The sequence below is a fragment of the Caldichromatium japonicum genome (assembly GCF_011290485.1).
In the GTDB taxonomy this organism is placed as follows: domain Bacteria; phylum Pseudomonadota; class Gammaproteobacteria; order Chromatiales; family Chromatiaceae; genus Thermochromatium; species Thermochromatium japonicum.
The window spans coordinates 210,020-230,412 of record NZ_CP048029.1 but is presented as its reverse complement, the minus strand read 5'-3'; the positions used below and the strand labels follow the sequence as shown (position 1 = coordinate 230,412).

Annotated in this window: 20 protein-coding genes and 1 pseudogene; 6 read left to right on the top strand and 15 right to left on the bottom strand. The window is 64.6% G+C overall.

The features are described from left to right. Positions 1 to 17: 17 nt before the first annotated feature. From GWK36_RS01080 to GWK36_RS01055, 6 genes are all read right to left on the bottom strand, one after another. Entirely contained in the window at positions 18 to 1,946 is a 1,929-nt protein-coding gene (locus tag GWK36_RS01080; protein ID WP_166269334.1) for a polysaccharide biosynthesis protein, read from the bottom strand. Beyond that, positions 1,943 to 2,959: an MraY family glycosyltransferase gene (locus tag GWK36_RS01075; RefSeq protein ID WP_166269332.1), complete on the bottom strand. Its 1,017-nt coding sequence runs from the start codon at positions 2,957 to 2,959 to the stop codon at positions 1,943 to 1,945. The genes GWK36_RS01080 and GWK36_RS01075 overlap by 4 nt, the downstream gene beginning before the upstream one ends. Positions 2,960 to 2,967: 8 nt before the next feature. Next, positions 2,968 to 3,519, bottom strand: a complete 552-nt coding sequence (locus GWK36_RS01070) for a DJ-1 family glyoxalase III (protein WP_166269330.1) — start codon at positions 3,517 to 3,519, stop codon at positions 2,968 to 2,970. A 326-nt stretch (positions 3,520 to 3,845) separates the two neighbouring features. After that, positions 3,846 to 4,226: a hypothetical protein gene (locus tag GWK36_RS15180; protein WP_246237610.1), complete on the bottom strand. Its 381-nt coding sequence runs from the start codon at positions 4,224 to 4,226 to the stop codon at positions 3,846 to 3,848. Positions 4,227 to 4,435: 209 nt separating this feature from the next. After that, positions 4,436 to 5,734, bottom strand: a complete 1,299-nt coding sequence (locus GWK36_RS01060) for a S41 family peptidase (protein ID WP_166269328.1) — start codon at positions 5,732 to 5,734, stop codon at positions 4,436 to 4,438. A 187-nt stretch (positions 5,735 to 5,921) separates the two neighbouring features. Next, positions 5,922 to 7,097: a murein hydrolase activator EnvC family protein gene (locus tag GWK36_RS01055; RefSeq protein ID WP_246237609.1), complete on the bottom strand. Its 1,176-nt coding sequence runs from the start codon at positions 7,095 to 7,097 to the stop codon at positions 5,922 to 5,924. A 152-nt stretch (positions 7,098 to 7,249) separates the two neighbouring features. On the opposite strand from GWK36_RS01055, the gene GWK36_RS01050 reads away from it, so the two are divergent. Genes GWK36_RS01050 through GWK36_RS01035 form a run of 4 tightly spaced genes read left to right on the top strand, consistent with a single transcriptional unit; the run spans position 7,250 to position 9,592 of the window. Then, entirely contained in the window at positions 7,250 to 7,615 is a 366-nt protein-coding gene (locus tag GWK36_RS01050; RefSeq protein WP_166269326.1) for an ArsR/SmtB family transcription factor, read from the top strand. A 47-nt stretch (positions 7,616 to 7,662) separates the two neighbouring features. Then, the gene (locus GWK36_RS01045; protein ID WP_166269324.1) at positions 7,663 to 8,088 is read left to right on the top strand and encodes a rhodanese-like domain-containing protein; all 426 of its coding nucleotides are present in this window, start codon (positions 7,663 to 7,665) and stop codon (positions 8,086 to 8,088) included. A gap of 23 nt (positions 8,089 to 8,111) precedes the next feature. Continuing rightward, positions 8,112 to 8,585: a protein-export chaperone SecB gene (gene secB, locus GWK36_RS01040; protein ID WP_166269322.1), complete on the top strand. Its 474-nt coding sequence runs from the start codon at positions 8,112 to 8,114 to the stop codon at positions 8,583 to 8,585. 2 nt (positions 8,586 to 8,587) lie between these two features. Beyond that, entirely contained in the window at positions 8,588 to 9,592 is a 1,005-nt protein-coding gene (locus tag GWK36_RS01035) for an NAD(P)H-dependent glycerol-3-phosphate dehydrogenase (RefSeq protein WP_166269320.1), read from the top strand. A 1-nt stretch (position 9,593) separates the two neighbouring features. On the opposite strand, the gene GWK36_RS01030 is transcribed toward GWK36_RS01035, so the two are convergent. Beyond that, on the bottom strand, positions 9,594 to 10,064 hold the full coding sequence (locus tag GWK36_RS01030; RefSeq protein ID WP_166269317.1) for a tRNA (cytidine(34)-2'-O)-methyltransferase: 471 nt from the start codon (positions 10,062 to 10,064) through the stop codon (positions 9,594 to 9,596). Positions 10,065 to 10,167: 103 nt separating this feature from the next. Between GWK36_RS01030 and GWK36_RS01025 the strand changes: the two genes are divergently transcribed. Further along, positions 10,168 to 10,392, top strand: a complete 225-nt coding sequence (locus GWK36_RS01025; RefSeq protein WP_166269315.1) for a hypothetical protein — start codon at positions 10,168 to 10,170, stop codon at positions 10,390 to 10,392. Positions 10,393 to 10,483: 91 nt separating this feature from the next. On the opposite strand, the gene GWK36_RS01020 is transcribed toward GWK36_RS01025, so the two are convergent. From GWK36_RS01020 to GWK36_RS01005, 4 genes are all read right to left on the bottom strand, one after another. After that, complete coding sequence (locus tag GWK36_RS01020) at positions 10,484 to 11,452, bottom strand: DUF4124 domain-containing protein (RefSeq protein ID WP_166269313.1); 969 nt, start codon at positions 11,450 to 11,452, stop codon at positions 10,484 to 10,486. Next, positions 11,449 to 12,096 (bottom strand): orotate phosphoribosyltransferase, encoded by a 648-nt coding sequence (gene pyrE / locus GWK36_RS01015; protein WP_166269311.1) that lies wholly within the window; start codon positions 12,094 to 12,096, stop codon positions 11,449 to 11,451. The genes GWK36_RS01020 and pyrE overlap by 4 nt, the downstream gene beginning before the upstream one ends. A 287-nt stretch (positions 12,097 to 12,383) precedes the next feature. After that, on the bottom strand, positions 12,384 to 12,803 hold the full coding sequence (locus GWK36_RS01010; RefSeq protein WP_166269309.1) for an OsmC family protein: 420 nt from the start codon (positions 12,801 to 12,803) through the stop codon (positions 12,384 to 12,386). 329 nt (positions 12,804 to 13,132) lie between these two features. Beyond that, a complete protein-coding gene (locus GWK36_RS01005; protein WP_166269307.1) occupies positions 13,133 to 13,336 on the bottom strand; it encodes a hypothetical protein in 204 nt (67 codons plus the stop codon). A 115-nt stretch (positions 13,337 to 13,451) separates the two neighbouring features. Between GWK36_RS01005 and GWK36_RS15930 the strand changes: the two are divergent. Continuing rightward, positions 13,452 to 13,514 (top strand): annotated as a pseudogene (locus GWK36_RS15930) (hypothetical protein); the annotation flags it as partial. Positions 13,515 to 13,742: 228 nt separating this feature from the next. Here the strand turns inward: GWK36_RS15930 and GWK36_RS15925 are convergent. The 4 genes from GWK36_RS15925 to GWK36_RS00985 form a co-directional block, all read right to left on the bottom strand. Next, entirely contained in the window at positions 13,743 to 13,964 is a 222-nt protein-coding gene (locus tag GWK36_RS15925; protein ID WP_425482804.1) for a methyltransferase domain-containing protein, read from the bottom strand. A gap of 130 nt (positions 13,965 to 14,094) precedes the next feature. Beyond that, positions 14,095 to 16,524, bottom strand: a complete 2,430-nt coding sequence (locus GWK36_RS00995) for a tetratricopeptide repeat-containing sulfotransferase family protein (RefSeq protein ID WP_166269306.1) — start codon at positions 16,522 to 16,524, stop codon at positions 14,095 to 14,097. Continuing rightward, complete coding sequence (locus tag GWK36_RS00990) at positions 16,521 to 18,107, bottom strand: class I SAM-dependent methyltransferase (RefSeq protein WP_166269304.1); 1,587 nt, start codon at positions 18,105 to 18,107, stop codon at positions 16,521 to 16,523. Before GWK36_RS00990 ends, GWK36_RS00995 begins: the two co-directional genes overlap by 4 nt. 16 nt (positions 18,108 to 18,123) lie before the next feature. After that, on the bottom strand, positions 18,124 to 20,382 hold the full coding sequence (locus GWK36_RS00985; protein ID WP_166269302.1) for a tetratricopeptide repeat-containing sulfotransferase family protein: 2,259 nt from the start codon (positions 20,380 to 20,382) through the stop codon (positions 18,124 to 18,126). Positions 20,383 to 20,393 lie beyond the last annotated feature (11 nt).

Sequence of the window (20,393 nt, the reverse complement as noted above, 5' to 3'; positions counted from 1 at the left end):
GTTCGTGCGCCTCAGCATCAGGCTGAAGATCGCCCGGCAGGGTATGCAATACATACCCTGTCTTCGTCGGGATCTCGATGTCCTCCATATCGCTCGGCCTCTCTTGTCGGTTGGGCAGGGCGCCATTCAGGGACCAGTTCGCCCAAGAGCCGGTTGAGCCATCTTTCATCGGAGCCTTCGACCGCCTGGATCAGGTGCTCCAGGGCGGCAAGCAGACCCTCGGGTTTGGGCGGCGCCTGGCGGGCAATGCGGATCTTGGGGTGGGGGGTGGGGATAAGCTCTTCTGAGTCGTGAAACAGCTCTTCATGGAGCTTTTCACCGGGGCGCAGGCCGATGTAGATGATCTGGATATCGCGCCCGGCTTCGCGCCCGGACAGCCGGATCATCTGTTCGGCGAGATAACGGATCTTGATCGGTTCGCCCATATCGAGCACAAAGACCTCTCCGCCCTCACCGATGACCGCGGCCTGCATGATGAGCTGGCAGGCCTCGGGGATGGTCATGAAAAATCGTTCGATCTCGGGATGGGTGACGGTGACCGGCCCGCCGCGTTCGATCTGACGCTGAAACAGGGGTACGACGCTCCCCGCCGAACCCAATACATTGCCAAAGCGCACGGTGCTGAATCGGCAGCCCGATCGCCCGTTGAACATCTGACAGATCTGCTCAGCCAGGCGCTTGGTGGCGCCCATGACATTGGTCGGATTGACCGCCTTGTCGGTGGAGATCAATACAAAACGTTCGCAGGCGCTCCCTGCCGCGGCCTCGGCGATCCTCAGAGTGCCGATGACATTGTTCTTGACCGCCGCCCGTACCTGATCCTCGAGCAAGGGGACATGTTTATAGGCCGCCGCATGAAAGACGATGGCCGGGCGCTCCTCGCGAAAGAGGGCAGCAAGCGCGACCACGTCGGTTACATCCAGCAACCGGCACCTAAACGCCAGTTGAGGGAAGGTCTCACTGAGCTCTTGCTCGATGCGATAGAGATTAAACTCGCTGTGATCGATGAGGATCAGTCGGCCTGGGTCTGCCGCAGCCAGTTGGCGGACCAGCTCTGAGCCGATCGATCCCCCGGCGCCGGTGATGAGGATCGTCCGTCCCGCCAATCCCGCCCGGATCCCCGCCCAGTCAAGCGCCACTGGTTCCCGACCTAACAGATCCTCGATCGCCACCGGACGCAGCTGTCTAAGATCCAGCACACCGCTGAGGAGTCCATGCAGCTCGGGTAAGAGGCGAAAGGGACGCCCGGTCTGCTCGCACAGCTCGACCAGGCGTTGCATCTCGCGTGCGCTGGCCTGGTGTTGCGCCAGAATGATGAGCTCGATGGCGCGTGCGCGTACGATCTCTGGAATGGCCGAGGTCGGGCCCAAGACCGGCAGGCCCTGGACCTCGCTGCCCTGACGTCTGGGGGTGTCGTCGACAAACCCGACCGGCACATAGGCATGACCTGGATCGCGCAACAGGGCGCGCGCCAAGAGATCCCCCGCCCGATCCGCACCCACGATCAAGACCCTTTGTCCAGCCGATAGATCCAGGCGTTGATCCTTAAGCCAGCGATAGAGCAATCGCGGGCCAGCGAGGAGCATGAGCTGAAGGCCCAGGTAGAGGACAGGGACCGAGCGGGGGATCAGGGCAGTGCGATTGATGATAAAGAGCGCGACCACAATCAACGCCGTCCCGACCAATGCGGCCTGGGTGATGCGCACCAGGTCGGGGAGGGAAGCAAAACGCCACACCCCCCGATAGAGCCCAAACAGCCAATACACCCCTGCTTGGATAGGAATGACCCAGGGCAAGGCGCCAAGTGCGGCGTCCAAGAACTCGACTGGGATGGCATCGAGATTAAAACGCAGCCAATAGGCCAGCAACCAGGCCAGGGGGATAGTGAGAAGGTCATGCCCAAAGGCCGCCGTACGCGAGCGCAGCCGATCGATGAGCGGGTTCATCCAGGTGCCGCTCGCTCAAGATGTGCGACCCGACGCTGGATCAGCCAGTAGATCAGGGCCCAGGCCCAGATGAGCAGCCATTGTTCGCCGACCGTCAAGCGGGGGGCGGCCAAGGCGCAGGCGGACACTGCCGCCATCAGGCCATAGGCATGGAGCAAGGTCTTGCGCTGCCCCCAACCGGCGAGCACCAGGCGCTGATAATGGTGCGAGCGATGCGCCTGCCAAATCCGTTCGCCGCGGGCAAGGCGCACCAACAGGGTCCAGGTGGCATCGAGGATAAAGGGCGAAAAGACCAGGCCAGCGATCCACAGGGGAAAGAGCCCGAGCTGTGCGCCCCAGAGGGCAGAGGCCGCAGCCAACAGCCCCAGGCTGGATGAGCCAACATCGCCGAGAAAGATCCGCGCCGGCGGGAGGTTATGGACCAGGAAACCGCCTGCCGCGGCGGCGATCCCCAGACACACCAGGCTATAGGCCCTTTCACCGCCTTGCCAGCCGAACCAGGCCAAGCTCAAAAAGCCAAAGATCGCCATCCCGCCAGCCAGTCCATCCATGCCATCCATGAAGTTATAGAGATTGATCATCCAGACGATCAGAAGCAGGCTCAAGACCCAAGCAAACCAGGTAGGAAAGGTCCAGACCAGGCCAGGGAGTTCCAGACGGTCCCAGATGAGTCCGCCGGCCATCACTAACCCGGCGCCAAGCGCCTGCCCTAGCAAACGGATGAGCGGCGATTGCGGGCGCAGGTCATCGGCAAAAGACACCGCTGCCACCAGGCAGAGCGCCGCGCCGATCCAGGCCAGCCCTGGGTCTGCCTGCCCAATGAGCCAGGCGCAGAGGAAACACACCGCCAGACCCGCCAGGACCCCCAGCCCCCCCGAGCGGGGAATGGGGCGTTGATGCAATGAGCGCTCGTTGGGGTGATCGAGCGGACCCAGGCCCTGGGCCAGCCGCTGGGTGAGCAGGGCGCTCGTGCCAAAGGCGAGGAGGGCGATGGCGATTAGGGCCCAGGGCATGGGGCGTTTCAGCGGGTGCGCAACAAGGCCGACTCGACCGCCTCGCGCCGCTCGCGCCCCGCCAGCGACTCGATCAGGGTCAAGGCGAAGTCCATGGCCGCGCCTGGGCCGCGGCCGGTGACCACCTGTCCATCGACCACCACCGGTTGATCGATGAGCCTCAGGCGCGGGAAGTCCTCTGGCCGGACGCAGCCCGGGTAGCAGGTCGCCTGCCGACCATCGAGCAGGCCGGCGCTTGCCAGGACCTTGGGCGCGGCGCAGATCGCGGCCGTGTAGGCGCCGCGTTCGGCATGCCGGCGCAGGATCTCGCGCACGCGGGGGTCGTTTTCGAGATGCTGGGCCCCGGGCAGCCCGCCGGGCAGGACGACCATGGCAAAGTCCTGATCCTTGACCGCATCCAGGGTGGTATCGGGCAGGATGGCAACGCCATGGCTAGACTTGACAGGGCCCTCCATGAGACCGGCAACCAAGACTTTGATCTCGGCACGGCGCAGCAGATCGATCACGGTCACGGCCTCGAGTTCTTCAAAACCTTGAGCCAAGGGGACGAGTACGCGCATCTTTGAGACCTGCTCTCAAGAAAGTGTGCAAACAGGCGCACTGTTCTCTTCCTGCCCCGAATGCGGAGCGCATTCGTCTCTGACAGGCGTGACTTTCCCGACTACGGCAGAGACCCTCTCTGCTGTAGCTCCGCCGTTACCGGACGGACTCGCCACGGGTAGGGCAGTTACGGTTGCCAGCCGAAGGCGTCTGCCTCGAATCCTGAGACGACGAAGCGCAGAGGAGATTCAACAGACTCGCCATTGGAAAGCCTGGCCGCCGCCTCAACGCCCAGGTCAACACCAGTCGTTTCATGCGCCTGCGATAGAACACAGCATCGACCACTTCAACCTGAACGGCGACGAACCTGCGATCCGCAGTACGCAAACTTGCGCTTAAAGTTCAGGCCGCCGCCGATTTCCTCAACGAACTCGACATTCGACAAGCCTTTCGCCACATCAAACTCTTCCAACACCTTGCGCTGGTCGGCGAGGTCTGGCTTCTGCGCAGCACTGGATATGCGACAGTAGGCATCAATCCGCATTGGCTCTGATACCTTACTGCGCAAGCCAATCAACTCGCGGATTTGTGCCTCGCGACTGTTCGCGCCACCAGGATCAAACCCCCTTCGCGCTCCCAGCGTTGCAAGGTCTTGACCGAAACGCCAAGCCGCTTCGCCGCCTTGCCTGTGCCCATCATCGCGCCTTCCATGTGGAAAATTATCCACTATCACGCACAGCTTGTAATACTAGGGTTGGCTCCTTCGGGTGATTCAGTATGGCGCCGGATGGATCAGGCGCCGCGCATCGGGGAGCCGCCATTGTAGGTCAGGCGCGGCCTGGCCTTCATCTGCCGCGGCGTAGGCTGCGCACTGCGCACCCTATCCGATCTTTCCTTTCTCTACCATCGGGTAAGAGTCGGTGCGCCATGCGCATCCTACTGCCGACCGAGCAGGCTGACACCCTTGAGGACATGCAGCGCCTCGGCAAGCTGGAGGTCCTCGCTGGCCAGCGATGGGTTTTGCTTGGTATCGGCAGCAGGTGTTGGCGCTGGCCCTTCTTCCAGATGGCGGACCAGGTTGGACTCCTTGACAGTTGCCGCGCCAGCGTCGGTAAGCGGTTTGAACTCGCCGCGCTCTAAGATGATGTCAGGGAAGATCCCTTGCGCCTGGATCGAGCGGCCGGAAGGCGTGTAATAGCGCGCCGTGGTGAGCTTGAGGGCCGACTCATCATCAATGGGGATGATGGTCTGGACCGAGCCCTTGCCGAAGGTCGGGGTGCCCATGACGATCGCCCGCCGGTGGTCCTGAAGCGCGCCGGCGACGATCTCAGAGGCCGAGGCGCTGCCACCGTTGACCAGCACGACCAGGGGTGCGCCATCCAGCGTATCGTCGGGGCCGGCATTGAAACGCATCTGGCTGTTCTTGATCCGCCCCTCGGTATAGACGATCAGGCCCTGGTTCAAAAAGGCATCGGCGACCCCGACCGCACCGTTCAGCACCCCCCCCGGGTTGTTGCGCAGGTCGAGGATCAGGCCCTTGAGCCTGCCGCCGCTTTCACTCTTGAGTGTCTCGATGGCCTTGAGCATGTCCTCTGAGGTATGGGCCTGGAATTGGCTCAAGCGCACATAGCCAAAGCCTGGTTCGAGCATCCGGCTCTTGACGCTGGCGACCTGGATGACGGCGCGCTCGAGGATGACCTCGAAGGGTTTATCGTCTGAGCCGCGCTGGATGCTCAGGCGCACCTGGGTCCCCGGCTTACCGCGCATCAGCTGCACAGCCTCGTTGAGGCTTAGGCCCTTGACCGGCTTGTCGTCGATACGGACGATCACATCCCCCGCTTGCAGGCCGGCGCGCTGGGCAGGGGTGCCGTCGATCGGGGCGATGACCTTGATGAGCCCGTCCTCCATGCTGACCTCAATCCCCAGGCCACCGAACTCGCCGCTGGTCCCGAGCTGAAGCTCGCGATACTCCTCGCCGCTGATATAGGCCGAATGCGGGTCGAGTCCAGCGAGTATCCCGCGGATCGCGTTTTCGATCAGGGCGCGGTCGCTGACCGTCTCGACATAGTCCTCCTTGATGCGCCCAAAGACATCGGCGAAGGTGCGCAGCGCCGCCAGTGGCAGCTCGGCATCGCCGGTGGCTGCCGGTGCCGGCCCCTCTTCGGCCAGGGTGTGGGTGCCGAGCGAGACATAGAGAACAAGGATCAGCAGGCTGGAGAGCTGAATGGGGTTCATGATCCGACGACAGCAGGGATGGTTGAGGATGAAAGGAGGGACACCCGCAACGCGCGGCCCAATCCTTTTTAGGATCGCATGTTTTGCGCGACCGCGCCAAACCAGACCCAGGCCGTATCTGATGCTGGCCCGAGCGCGGGGTTGTCAACTGTATATGGTTCGCTGAGACAGGGATCAGACCCATGTCCTATTTGGGCAGGGTTTGCGCAACGGAATAGCGCCCCTCGCTCGTGCACCAGACCGCCGGGTCCTGGGGACGACCCTTGTAGCGGATAGCGAAATACAGGGATGCATCCGAACCGCTGCCATCGCTGCTGAGCGCGATGGGATCGCCGCTCGCTACCCATTCACCGACCTCGCGCAGCAGCGCCTTGTTATGTCCATACAGGGTCATATAGCCGTCGCCGTGGTCGAGCACGATCAGCAAACCAAAGCCGCGCAACCAATCGGCATAGACCACCCGCCCGTCCTTGACCGCGCGCACCTCTTCGCCCTCGCGCACGGCCAGAAGCACCCCATCCCAGGTGAGCTCCGAACCACGCTTGCGGCTGCCGAATGGCGCCAGGATGCGGCCTTCGAGCAGGGGCCAACTTAGGCGCCCTTTCATCTCGGCAAAGGAGACAGGCTGGATGTTGAGCTCGGCCTGGATCTGGGCCTGCTGGCGTAGATGTTCGACCAGCAGGCGCAATGATTCGGCCTCGTGTTTGAGCCCCTCCAGGGTCGCGGCGCGATTGTGGATGGTCGCCTCCAGCTCGTGCAGGACCTGGGTGCGCTCTTGGCGAGCCTGTTCGAGGCGTTGGCGGGTGATCTCCTGGCGTTGGATCTCCTCCGCGAGGCGGCGCACCTCGTCTTCGACGGCCCGCGCCAGGCGTTCGAGCTGCTCGGCGCGCTCTTGCACGGCATGGACGCGCCTCATACGCTCGCGGTTGAAATAGGCGAAATAGGACATGACACGGGTGGCCCGTTCTGGGTCCTCTTGATTGAGTAGCAAGCGTAACCGGTCGGCACGCCCCAGCACATAGGCGGTACGTAGGAGCTTGCTTAGGTGCACCAGTTCAACATCGAGCGCGGCCTGTTCCTTGGCTTGACGCGCACGCAGTTCCGTGGCATTGCGCTGATGTTCGGCGATACGCCGTTCCAGCTCGCGATGGGTCAGCGAGAGCTCGGCGACGGTGCGCTCGCGCGCCGCGAGCTCCTCGATCAGGGCGCGCCGGTCAGCATTGCGCGCGCTCAATTCCTGCTTGATGCTATTCACTTGGCGCTCGATCTCATCCAGGCTTTGCTGGCGAGCGCGCAGGCCGGGATCTGCGTCCCGACCCGCGGTGACTGCGGAGGCCACGACCAGCGGGAGCACAGCCAGCATTTGACACAGCCTCCGTCCCGAGGGAGAGATGGCGGATATCCGGGGTGTCATCGGCAACCGGCCCACCCCTGACGGCCACGGACCCCTCCCAGCTTCGCAGCCAAGCGAAAAGCGTTTATCATGTTTCCATCCCGTTCGTTCAATGAGATGCAATGAACAGCCGTTCGTTTCCGTCCTCTACTCAGGTCGCCGCACCCCTCACCGAAGATGGGATCGATCTGCTTGCCGATGATGCAGATATCGAACGCGCCTCGCGTTCACTCAAGGCGATGTCGCATCCCTTGCGCCTGAAGATTCTGTGCACCCTGGGCGACCAGGAGGCGAGCGTCCAGGAGATCGTCGAGCACGTCGGGACCTCACAGAGCAATATCTCACAACATCTGGCTATCCTGCGCGAAAAAGGCATCCTCGCCGCGCGTAAGGATGCCAATCGCGTCTATTACCGGGTCAGCGACAACCGCACGCTCAAGTTGATCGGGATGATGCGCGAGGTCTTCTGTCATCATCACCTGCCCTGAACCGAACCGGTCTAGTCCATTTTTTATCATCCAGACCATCCCAGCAGATGTCACAGTTCATCGAGTTCGTCGGCAATCATTGGCTGCTCTTTTTGGCCCTGATCCTGATCCTGGGGCTCCTCATCCGCAGCTTTATCGTCGAAGGCAAGGGTAGTGTCGGCCCATTGCAGGCGACAGACCTGATCAACCATCGCGACGCTGTCGTCATCGATGTGCGCCCGGCAGCCGATTATGCCCGCGGCCATATCCTGAATGCCATCAATCTGCCGATGAATGGCTTCGCCAACCAACTGGGGACCCTCAGCAAATATAAGGGGCGCCCTATCATCGTCAATTGTAGGTCCGGCGCCCAGTCATCCCTGGCCTGCGTCCAATTGCGCAAGGCCGGGTTCACCGAGGTCTATAACCTACAAGGCGGCATCCTCGCCTGGGAAGCATCGGGCTTGCCATTGAGCCATAAAAAACAACGTTGACCTTATCGTCCACAAGGGGTCCCATGAGTACAGAACACCCATTCAACGAACGACATTTCAGCATCCAGCGCCTTTATCTCAAAGACCTCTCGTTCGAGTCGCCCAACGCCCCCGATATCTTCCGCGGTCCCTGGAAACCACAGCATGAGCTGACCCTCAATACCCGGATCACAGCGCTCGAGACCTCGGTCTATGAGGTGGTGCTCGCGGTCACCGCCACGGTTAAGGTCGAGGACAAGACCGCCTTTCTCGTCGAGGTCCAACAAGCGGGGATCTTTGTCGCCCAAGGATTCACCGAGGAGGAGCTCAGGCCCTTGCTCGGGGCCTATTGTCCGGCGCTGCTCTTTCCCTATGCGCGAGAGGTGATCTCCGATCTCTCAACCAAGGGCAGCTTCCCCCCGCTGATCCTGCAACACATCAACTTCGACGTCCTGTTTGCCCAACATCAGCCACAGGACGCCGCAGAATCCAAGGATAGTCCCAAGGCGCAGGGTTGATCATGGCGCAGACGGCCCGGATCGCGGTCCTTGGTCCAGGCTCTTGGGGCACCGCCCTGGGTCTTTTATTGTGCCGCAATGGCCATGAGGTCCGACTCTGGGGGCACGATCCCCAGGAGATCGCCGCACTCAAACGCGACCGCGAAAACCGTCGTCTCCTGCCCGGGCATCTGTTCCCAGACAGCCTACACCCGACCGATGACCTAGATGAGGCCCTGGCCGATGCCAGCGACTGCCTGATCGTGGTTCCCAGTCAGGTGTTTCGCGCGGTTGCGCGTCGGCTCGCCGGGCATCTGCCGCCTGGCTGGGGGATTGCTTGGGCGACCAAGGGGCTGGATGCGGTGAGCGGCCAGCTCTTGCATACGGTCGCGCAAGAGGAGCTGGGAGAGCGCCCATTGGCCGTGGTCTCAGGGCCGACCTTTGCGTCTGAGGTCGCGCACGGCCTGCCGACCGCCTTGACCGTCGCCGCCAATCGCCCCGAATTTGCCGCCCGCATCGCCGCCCTGCTCCATGGACCCAGCCTGCGCGCCTATACCAGCTCGGATCTGGTGGGAGTTGAGATCGGCGGGGCGGCCAAGAATGTGCTGGCCATCGCTGCCGGGATTGCCGATGGGCTGGGTTTCGGCGCCAATGCGCGCGCCGCCCTGATCACCCGCGGCTTGGCCGAGCTGATCCGTATCGGCACAGCGCTTGGCGGTCGCCCCGAGACCTTCATGGGACTGGCGGGGCTTGGGGATCTGGTACTCACCTGTACCGATGACCAATCGCGCAATCGGCGCCTGGGTCTGGCGCTGGCGCGCGGACAGAGCCTCGAGGCGGCGCGGACGGCGATCGGCCAAGAGATCGAGGGGGTCATCACTGCCCAGTCCATCCGCCAGCTCGCTGCCCGTCTTGGGGTGGAGATGCCAATCAGCGAGCAGGTCTATCGCGTGCTGTATGAAGGGATCTCGCCGCTCGCTGCAACCCGGTCCCTCCTAGAACGCGAACCCAAGGCCGAGTTCGATTAGCCTAGATCGGCTCGGCGCCGGCGAATCCCAACTGGCGCCAGGCCTCATAGAGCACCACCGCGACCGCATTGGAGAGATTCAGGCTGCGGTTGCCCGGACACATCGGGATGCGCAGCCGATGATCGGCGGCGATCGTGGCAAGTACCTGGTCGGGCAAACCCCGACTCTCCGGCCCGAAAAGAAAGGCATCTCCCGGCCCAAAGCTAGCGCCGGTATAGCTCATCTGTCCGCGGGTGGTGATGGCCCACAACCGCGGGGGGGTGAGTGCAGCCAGACAGTCGGCGAGCGAGCGATGCACCCTGACCTCTGCCCATTCGCGATAATCCAGCCCCGCCCGTCTGAGCAGACGATCCTCGAGGACGAAACCCAAGGGTTCGATCAGATGCAGGCGTGCACCCAGATTGACGCTCAAGCGGATGATGTTCCCCGTATTCGGCGGGATCTCGGGCTCATAGAGGATGATCTCGAACATCTCGATGTTGCCGTCTGTTTTGTGTGTCTTTATCCGAGGCCCATGCTGTATTACAGTATCAGCATTCACTGAAACCACGAGACCAAACAGCGGGAGACCTGCGATGGCCGACATCGAAGCGCTCAAGAAAGAAAAGCAAGAGCTGATCAACAAGATGCTGGAGATGCAGCGCCAGTTCATCGACTATGAGCATCAGCACGGGATCTCGGGCAAGGACTACTGGGCATCCACGGAGGGCCTGCTCGTCAACTATCGCCACGAATACATGGCCCTGGCCAACCGGGTCGTGGATCTTGCCCATCAGATCGTGGGCTCTTCCCGCCTGTAAGGGTCCAACCCCGAGAGATGCTGAGACCCGCCGCTGGCGGGTTTTTTATGCGGTCCTGAATCACAAACGCAGCAGGCCGCGGCCTGCCAGTTTAAGGTCGGGTAACCGCCAATCTGAACCCTTGACGCAGCCGGGCAATCTTTGGATCGGCGCATGTCAGATTGCCCGTCTGACGATTCCTGCATTGCAGATCGAGATAGATCCACACTGGCTGATCGGACGACTTTTGTATCCAGACGAGATGGATGAGGCGCTCCTCTTCCTTGGTGCGTTGCAGCAGGATCGCCAGCCCCGGGGCGATCAGCTCCTGCCGCTCGCCCTCGGTGAGGGGGGCGCGGGCATAGATAAGCGCCTTTCTCCAATAGTCGTGACACTGCGCCGTCTCATCACAGCTGAGCATCGCCAGCTCAGCGGTGAACGAGTCATCCGCCTTGGGTGCGGGTTGTTTTTTGAGCTCAAGATAACGCGCCCGTTTGCGCGCAAAGTCTTCCCACACCCCGATCTTGCGCCATTCCTCGTTGAGGACCTCGCCATAGAGAGTGTGCAGGCGCGCTAGATTCGATGCGATCTGCTCAGAGAGTGCAGGAGGGAGGGGCTGGTTGATCGCCTGGAATGATTGGCGCTCGCCATCCAACCTCAGCAAGGTATGGGTCAGGGTGCGGATCTGATCGCGCTTGACCTGGATGATGGCCTCAATGATGGCGATCTGGCCATTGCGCGCAAGATCAAGATCCTCGAGCGTGCGGTAGGTTTGCACCAGACGCCGGTCCTCAGCCAGACGTTCGGCCTTGCGCCGCTCTTCCTCGGCCCGCTGGCGCTCCAACTCCTTGGCCCGTTCGCGCTCCTCTGGGCTCGGTTCCTTGGGTTTGAACTCGACCGCGATCCCCTCCTCCGAGAGCCGGGCGCGCGCCTTGCCGGCATGCTCGGGCGGGAGCTGGTCGGTGTAATGGATCTCGCCCTGGTCATCGACCCAGCGGTACAGGGTCTGGGTGTGTCCTTGGTCCACAGCCAGCAGCAGAGGCAGGAGGATCAGGGGCAGGGGGCGATGGGACCTGCTCATGGGCAAACGCCATATTGCGCGCGGTAGGCACGCAGAGCAGCAAGCTGCTCGGGGTCTAGTGTGGTCTCGGCGAGATACTGGATGAGGTCGTCTAGTCTGACCACCGGATAGACGGGCAGCCCGAGATCCTCTCTCACCTCTTGCACTGCCGAGCGCTGACCCTGACCGCGCTCCTGGCGGTCGAGCGCGATCACCACCCCGGCGGGCACGGCGCCGGCGGCGCGGATGATGCCCAGGGATTCGCGCACCGAGGTGCCGGCCGTGATCACATCATCGATGATCAACACCCGCCCCTGCAGAGGCCCGCCGACGATTAGCCCGCCTTCGCCATGATCCTTGGCCTCCTTGCGGTTGAAGGCATAAGGGAGGTCGCGCCCGTGTTCGAGGGCCAGCATCAAGGCCGTGGCCGCAGCCAGAGGGATCCCCTTATAGGCCGGTCCATACAAGAGGTCGAAATCGATCCCCGCCGCCTGGATACACCTGGCATAGGCGCGCGCCAGACCCATCAGGCGCTCACCTGTGGCAAAGCAGCCTGCATTGAAAAAATACGGGCTGCGCCGCCCAGATTTCAGGACAAAGTCACCGAAACGCAGGGCACCGCTTGCGATAGCGAGCGACAGGAAGGCGCGTTGATAGTCGAGCATGGATTATCTCAGTCGGTCACCAGCTCTACTCAGTTTAGATCAGGCTGATAGCAAGGTCAGTCTCAACTATCAAGTACCAAATGCAACCCCTGCACCCCGCGTGCGCTCGACCGGCATCCATCTATAGAGCCACCATCCGCTCGAGCGCCTTTTGCCCACATCAAGCAATTCAGGCGCATCGCCACAAGTTACGACAGACTCGCTAAGCCCTTCCTGTCATGCGTCTACTTTGACCTGTGCCATCCTCTGGCTGGCCTAATTGTGAACAGGCCCTCAGCTGGTCAATATCAGGGCGCCTCACGGATCTCGAAATCATGGGTGATGGCCGCCGTTGCCCCGAGCATGATCGAGGCCGAACAATACTTCTCAGCACTGAGGCGAATGGCCTGCTCAACCCGCTTAGGATCGAGCCCCCGTCCGGTCAACACATAATGGACATGGATGCGGGTAAACACCTTCGGGTCCTCAGCGGCGCGTTCGGCCTCGAGCTCGACCACACAATCGAGCACCGTCTGGCGTGCCTTGTGCAGGATCAGCAACACATCCACCTGGGTGCAGCCACCGAGCCCCAACAACAACATCTCCATCGGACGCACCCCCAGATTGCGCCCACCTAGGTCTGGCGGTCCATCCATCACCACCCCATGCCCAGAGCCCGACTCGCCCAGCATAGCGAGCCCCTCGATCCACTTCACTCGTACCTGCATGCTATCCCCCTTGATCCTGATCGTTGTACACGCCCAACCTTATGCATAGGCCACCTCGCGGTTGTCCAGCCTAGTGCCCTCTCAACAATCCTCGACCTTGATATCCTGCTGCTCTCAAGACAGTGTGCAAACAGGCGCACTGTTCTTTTCCTGCCCCGAATGCGGAGCGCATTCGTCTCTGACAGGCGTGACTTTCCCGACTACGGCAGAGACCCTCTCTGCTGTAGCGCCGCCGTTACCGGACGGACTCGCCCCGGGTAGGGCAGTTGCGGTTGCCAGCCGTTTGAGGTTGAGCGCGGCATTATTGATCCGAAACCAATGAACTTATATTACGCGGCATCATGGAGCTTGGGATGCTGGAAGTAGCGCATGATGCGTTGGGGGGAATTGAGAAGGCGGCGCAGGTGGCTGACGGTCGCCTTCTTCAGATCGCTCTTGGCGCGGGAGGGCGCCTGCGCGGTGATGGTGGCCTTGAGCATCTCGTTGGAGTTCAGTGCCGGACTGCAGGATAGCTCACTCAATTTCAAAAGCATGTGTTTCTTAATCAATAAGAAAGGGGGTGAGTCATGAGTGATCATGATTGAATCTGATTAGCTCATGAATCTAGCGAAATTGTTTGGCGTTCGACAGAACACCAATGAGTAAGCCATGCAACTGACCCACAAAATCGCCCTTTGTCCGACGCCTGAGCAGGCGGTTTACTTCACCTGCGCCTGCGGTACGGGGCGGTGTGTCTGGAATTGGGCGCTTGCCGAGTGGAAATGGCAAGACTCTTGGTGCGACCGTTTCGCGTACTGCGGACGCTGGTTCGTCGCCGTTCAGGTTGAAGTGGTCGATGCTGCGTTCTATCGCAGGCGCATGAAACGACTGGTGTTGACCTGGGCGTTGAAGCGGCGGCCAGGCTTTCCAATGGCGAGTCTGTTGAATCTCCGAAGCCTCTCAGATCTGCGCTTCGTCGTCTGCAAGGTTGAGGCGGCCCAGTTCGACGAAATCGCCCTCGATGAAGCGCACGTTGGCCAGCCCGGCGCGACGCGCCAACCCCTGGGCGGGGGCGATGTGGGCGGGATTAAAGTCGATGCTGACGAACGCCATTTCCGGATGCAGGCTGGCGGTCAGGCACAGTCCAAGGCCTTGGCCGCAGCCCAGGTCAAGCAGGCGCACGGGTTCGCCGGGCAGCGCCTCGGGCGGCCAGTGGTCAAGGCCGCAAAGTCGAGCCAGCGCGGATTGGTCTCGCGGTAATAGCCAAAGGTGTATTGGACCTGCGCGTTGTAGCTGTGACTCCAAGGGGTGGTCATAGGGTAGATCCTGGGAGGGTTTCGGGATCGGGAATCGCGTAGGCGGCGCGGATCTCCGGGTCGAGCGCCGCGATGAGCGGCGCGATCTGCGGCGCAATCGCCTGCCACTTGCCGATGGCGCTGGTGTAGATCGGCTGACGCACCTGGGCAAGCGAGGCGGTATGCACCGGCCGCTCGTGTTCGTAGAATTTGAGGCAACGCGCATCCCAGGGCAGCTCGAGGTAGTCGAAGACGCGGCGCGCTTCGCTTTCGGTGTCGGCCACCAGCCGTTCGTACTCCACCTCGATGAACGCCTCCGGACAAACGCGGCGCCAGTGCGCCATCAGCCGCCAATAGGCCGAATAATAGCGGCCCAGCTCGGTCAGGTCATAGCTCCAGTCCTGACCTTGAGTAAACCGCATCTTGAAGCAGGACAGACAGGTGTCGAGCGGATGGCGGCGCATGTGGATGATGCGCACGCCCGGCATGGCCAGCGCGATGAGCGGCAGCTTGGCGAAGTTGCCCGGCATCTTGTCGGTGATGCGCCAGGCGGTGGCGCAATAGCGGCGCAGCGCGCTCACGTAGCGCTCACCCCAGGCGAACAGGCCCGATTCGATGGGCAGGGCGCGATCGGGGTCGCTGAGCCCGGGCGGCATGCCGTCGAGGTGCACCCCGTCGATATTCAGCCCGAACCCCAGGGAATCGGCCAAGAGCGTGAGTTCGCCAGCGCCGAACGCCTTCGGGTGGCTGGCGATGATCTGCTCCATCAGCGTGGTGCCCGAGCGCGGCATGCCGAGGATGAAGACCGGCAGGCGGCTGGGGTAGCCGCACCCGTGCAGGCTGAGGAAGCGCTCGCGGGTGATGACCGTTTGCAGCTGGGCAAAGGTGCGTTCGCTGGCCGCGATGTCGAAGTCGAGCAGCGCGCGCCGCGCCCGCCCCGCCTCGATGAAGAGCGCCATGGCGCGCTCTTTTTCGCCGACATCGTCGCAGGCCTCGGCGAGCGCGTAGAGCAGTTCGACGCGGTCGCTCGCCTTGAGTTCGTCGCGGCGGGCGTAGAGGGTTTCCAGATTCTGGAAGTAACCGTCGTCGCGCCGAAAGCGATACACCCCCGCCAGGTTGCGGTAGAGCCCGGGGGCGTTGGGCTCGATGGCGATGGCGCGCTTGAGGGTTTCGGCTGCCTCCTCTTTGCGGCCAAGCGCGGCGTAGAGGTTGCCCAGGGCGTTGAGCGCCCCCACCGGTTTTTTGAGACGCGGGATGGTGCCGATGAGCAGCTCCTCGGCCTCGCCTTCGCAGTGGAGCATATGCAGGGCGCTACCCAGAAAGCTCGCCACCTCGGCATCGTCGGGGAAGCTGGCGAGCGCGCGGCGCAGCGGCGCCTCGGCTTCGGCAAAGCGCTCCAGGCGCACCAGGACGATGCCCTGCACCTTGGCCAGGAGCGGCAACGGCCCATGCGCGGCGATGAGGGCCTCGACGCGCGCAAGCGCCTCCTCGGCGCGCTCGAGGTCGCTCAAGGTCAGGCAGGCATTGGCTGCGGCCTCGATGAAATCGGGGCGCAGCGCCAGGGCGGCCTCATAGGCGGCGAGCGCCTCCGCAAGCCGCTCCTGCGCCGAGAGGATGTTGCCGCGCGTGTTGTGCGCTTCGGGATAGTCCGGGTGGAGCGCAAGCGCCTGCTCGACCGCGGCAAGCGCCTCCGCAAGCCGCCCCAGCGCTTTGAGCGCGACGGCGCGGTTGTTGTGCGGCTCGGCCGCCTGCGGGGCAAGCGCGATGGCGCGCTCGAGCGCAGCGAGCGCCTCCTCCTCGCGTCCCTGCTGATGCAGCGCCACGCCGAGGCTGTTGCAGGCGAGCGCATCGTCTGGATCGTGCGCCAGATGGTCGCGCGCGGCCTGCTCGATGGCGCTCGCCGCGCCGCGGCGAATCTGCACCACGGCGGCAAAGGCCTCACGGCTCCCCGGCGCGGCGGCAAACCAGCGCTCCACCCAGGTGGCGAGCGCGGGATCGCCCAGGGTGCCGGCGGCGCGGGCGGCGATCTCGGCGGCCGCGGCGCTGGGCGCGCGCTGGTAGGCCAGCGCCGCGTAGTGCAACGCGGCGGCCGCATCATTGGCCTGGGCGGCAAGACGGGCGCGGTTGAGCGGGGCGCTGGCGTGGCCAAGCTCGGTGGCGCGCTCGAGCGCTGCGCAGGCGCCGGCACCATCACCGGCGGCGGCGCGGGCGCTGCCCAGGTTGTTCCAGGCGTCGGCGAAGTGCGGATCGATCGCCACCGTCTCTTCCAAGCGCTCCACCGCCTCTGCCGCCTCGCCGCGCGCAAGGAGGATGAGCGCCAGATTGTTGCGCGCAAAGCGGTGCAGCGGCGCCTCTCCGAGCACCTTGAGATACCCTTCCTCGGCCTCCTCGAGCCGCCCGGCCTCGTGGGCTGCCAGCGCGCTGGCAAAGGTCTTCTCCACGCTCATGCCGCCTCCGCGAGGAGCCCCAGGCGGGCCAGGTTGATGGCGCGCGTGGCGGCGAAATCGGCGGCGAGCTTTTCCAGATCGGCGAGCGTCACCTCGCGCGCCGGCCGGAACCCCTCGCCGGCGAGAATCGGGGTTTCGCCCAGGGCCTGCAAGGCCGCCAGGGTTGCCGCCGGCGCTTCGCGCCAGGGACGGTCGGCGGCGGCTGCCAGCAACTGGACCTCGAGCGGCGCAAGCAGCAGCGCCATCCCCCCCGTGGCGGGGGCGACGAGCTGGCAGCCGGTGGCGCGCGCGGCGTTGAGGGCGATGAGATGGCGGTTGATGGCGTCGGCCAGGCTTAGCGGCGCCTCCGGCTTTGGCGCAGCGGCGGGGCGCGGTGCGAACGCGGCGGCGGTGATGAGGAAGGCCTGCCCCGAGGCGGCCAGCCGCACGAAGGGTTTGACCAAACGCGTGCGCTCGGCGGGCGCGTCGGGCAGGCGCACCACTGCGTCATAGCCTGCGGCGATCCAGGCGTCGTAATGGGGGCCGATCAGCGCCACCGCGTGGCCCCCGGGGGCGGCGATCTGGCGCACCACCTTTTCCGGCGGCACGCGCAACAGCAGCCCGTATTCCGCCGCCAGACGGGCGCTGGCGGCCTCGGCATCGGCGGTCAGCTCTTTGCCCCAGAGGTCGCGGCGGTCGTGCTCGTTGCGGATGAAATCCATGAGCAGCTCGCGGCGCACCGGGTCGGCGAACTCGCGGAAGGTGGGCACCTGCGCCGGCGGCACCGCCAGCTCCAGGTCGTTGAGCTCGAGGTCGGCGCGGCCCACGAAAGTCAGCCCCTGCGGCGCGAAACGGGCGGCGATCTCGTCGAAGGCGCGCGGCGTGAAATGCTCGGCCATCGCATTGTGGGCGAAATGGTCGATCTGGTAGGCGTCGCGCTTCTTGCCGGCCAGATAGTGGCGCGCGGCGGCAAGCGCCGAGGGGTGCTGCTGGAAGAAGGCCATGCCGCGGCGCGCCAGCCGCTCGAGGAGCGTGAGCGCCGCCTCGGCGCGGGCGCGCGCATCGCCGCCAAAGTCGGCAAGCGGCGTCATCTTCTGCAAAAAACGCCACAGCGCGGCGATCGCCACCTTGCCCGGCTGGCTGAGGTACTCGACGTAAAAGAGGCCGCCGGGCGCCAGATGCGCGCCGACGAAGGCATCCACCGCCGCGGCGTTGGCCGGATCGAGCCAGCCGTAGATGCCGTTGCTGGCGATGTAGTCGAAGCGCTCGGGAAGCGGCAGCTCGGGCAGGGCGACGAACGGCGCCTCGAAAAAGGTCAGGTTGTCCAGCCCCAGCGCCGCCTTGGCGCGGTTGGCCGCGGCGATGTGCGCCGGGTTGAAATCGACCCCGAAGAAGCGCCCCTCGGGGTAGAGGGCGGCAAGGGCAAGAAGCGTCGTGCCTTCGCCGCAGCCCAGATCGAGATAGCCAAACGGCCGGTCGAGGCGCGGCGGCAGATAGCCGCGCGCCAGCGCCACACCGTTCATCGCCGCCGGGCTTTGCCCCGGCACCACGCCGGAGCGGAACGCAACATCCTGCACATAGCCGGTATCGAATCGGTCGTTCATGGCAACTCCTGACATATCAACGGGTTTGTCCCCACCAGCCCAGCGCTGGGGTGAGCGGCGGCGGCGCATCGGATTCGGCCAGCGGCTGAAAGCCGCGCGTAAGGATCTTCTCAACCGGCGCGAGCTCCGCGGCAAAACGCTGCCACTTGGCGCGGCTTTGCGTATAGATCCCCTGGCGCACCTGGCGGATGGAGGCGGTGCGCACCGCCACCTCGTTGTCCTGGAAATGGAGCACCGCATCGTCCCAGGGCAGACCGCAGAAATCGAGCAACGCGCGGATGGTGGTCTCGGGCTCGCCGACCAGGCGCTCGTACTCCAGGCGGAAGATGCGCCCGGGCAGGAGTTCGTACCAATGGGCCATGATCCGCTCGTGATCGACCAGCATCTCGCCGATCCAGTCGAGATCGAAGGCAAAGCCCATCAGCCCGTGCGCTGCGGCAAAGTTCTGTTCGTAGTTGGAGAGGGCGTTGTCGAGCGGCGCGCGCACCACATGGATGATCGGCGCGTTGGGAAAGATGAGGGCGATCAGACCCACGTAGTCGAAATTGTGCGGCATCTTGTCCACGAGGCGCAGCGCCGCCTCCACCCCGCTGCCTGCCTTTTCGAGGTAATAGTCGCCGGCGTTGACCAGATCCTGCGGCGTCATCGTCGCCACCGCCTGCGGGTAGGGCTGGTCGCAGTTCAGCGCCTTGGGCATGAGCTGCACGAGGCGGCCGATCCAGGGCAGTTCGCCGCGCGGCGCGCACTGCGGGTGGGCGCCGAGGATCTGCTCGGTGAGCGTGGTGCCCGAGCGCGGCATCCCCACCACGAAGATCGGCCGGCGGCTCGGGTGGCCCTGGCCGGCAAGGCGGGTCATGAGCTCCGGGGTGAAGGCGGCGATCGTCTCTTCCACCTGGCGGCGGTGCGCGCGCCAGTCGTAGCGGATCTGGCGCTTGATGAGCTCGTTGGCCTCGCGCAGCGCGGCAAAGGCGGCGCGATCGTCGCCGGCCTTGGCGCGCACGCGGTAGAGGCAAAAGCCCACCGAGGCGCGCTGCTCGGGCGGCAGGATCGGGTTGACGAAGAGGCGCTCGAGCGCGGCGCGCTCCTCTTCGCTCACCTGGTGGCCGCTCGCCTCGATGCGCTGCACCAGGAGCGCCGGCGCCGCCGCCTCGACGCGGCGGATGAGGCGGTCGGCCTCCTCCAGCCGGCCAAGCGCGGTAAGAGTATGGGCAAGCTGCAAGAGCGCGTCGAGCCGGCCAGGGAGCGACTCGACGAGCGCTTCGAGCAGCGGCACCGCCGCGGCGGCGCGGTCGGTTTCGGTCAAGAGCCGCGCATAGAGGAGGCGGGCGCTGCCGTCCGGGTCGTCCTCGAGCCGCCCCTTGAGATCGTCCTCGGCGGCGGCGTAAAAGCCGGCCTCGATGCGCGCTTCGTCAAGAAGGAGCGCGATCTCTCGCGCCGTCTCCTCGTCGAGCGCCGCCTCCTCGAGCCAGCGTTTGGCGTGCACCCCCGCCTCGTGCAGCCGACGCGCGGCAAGAAGCATGCGCAGCGCGTCGGGCTTGAGCTCATGCGCCGCGGGCAGGCGCTCGCAGGCGGAAAGGAGCGTGGCCGCCGCTGCCGCGCGCTGCCCCAACAGCGCCTGCGCCTCAGCGAGACGCCGGTGGCGCGCCGGCTCCTCGGGCGCGGCGGCGAGTTCCGCTTCGAGCGCCTCGAGCGCCGCCTCGCCCTGGCCGAGCTGGGCCAGGGCAAGCAGGCGCTGGCGCGCCGCCACCTCGAGCGTCGGATCGGCGGCAAGCGCCCGGTCGTAAAGGGCGATCGCCTCGCCAAGCCGCCCCTGGCGCAGCTTGAGCGCGGCGATGTTGTTGAGTAGCGCCGCCCGCGGCTCCGGCTCGAGCGCCAGCGCCTGCGTATAAGCCTCTTCCGCCTCAGCAAGCGCCCCGGCGGCGGTGGCGAAAGCGCCGGCGCGCGCCCAGAGCACCGCGTCTGTGGGATCGGCGGCGGTCGCCTCGGCAATCCGCGCCCGCGCCTCTTCGATGGCGCCGGTGAGAAAATACAGGAGCGCCAGATCCCCCACCCCCTGCGGCGAAAGGGCGCGGCCATCGACCGCGCGCGCCGCGGCAACGAGCGGTGCGGCCTCGCTCAAGCGGTCAAGAAAAAGAAGCGCCAGCGCCACCAGGATCACCCGCTCCCCCGTCTCGGCAAAGAGATACTCCGGATGGGCCTCAAGTTCCTGCGTCAGCCCCGGCCCATCGGCGGCGCGCACCAGGGCGCGCAGGCGAGCCACCGCGTCGTCGTGCATCGTGCCTCCCA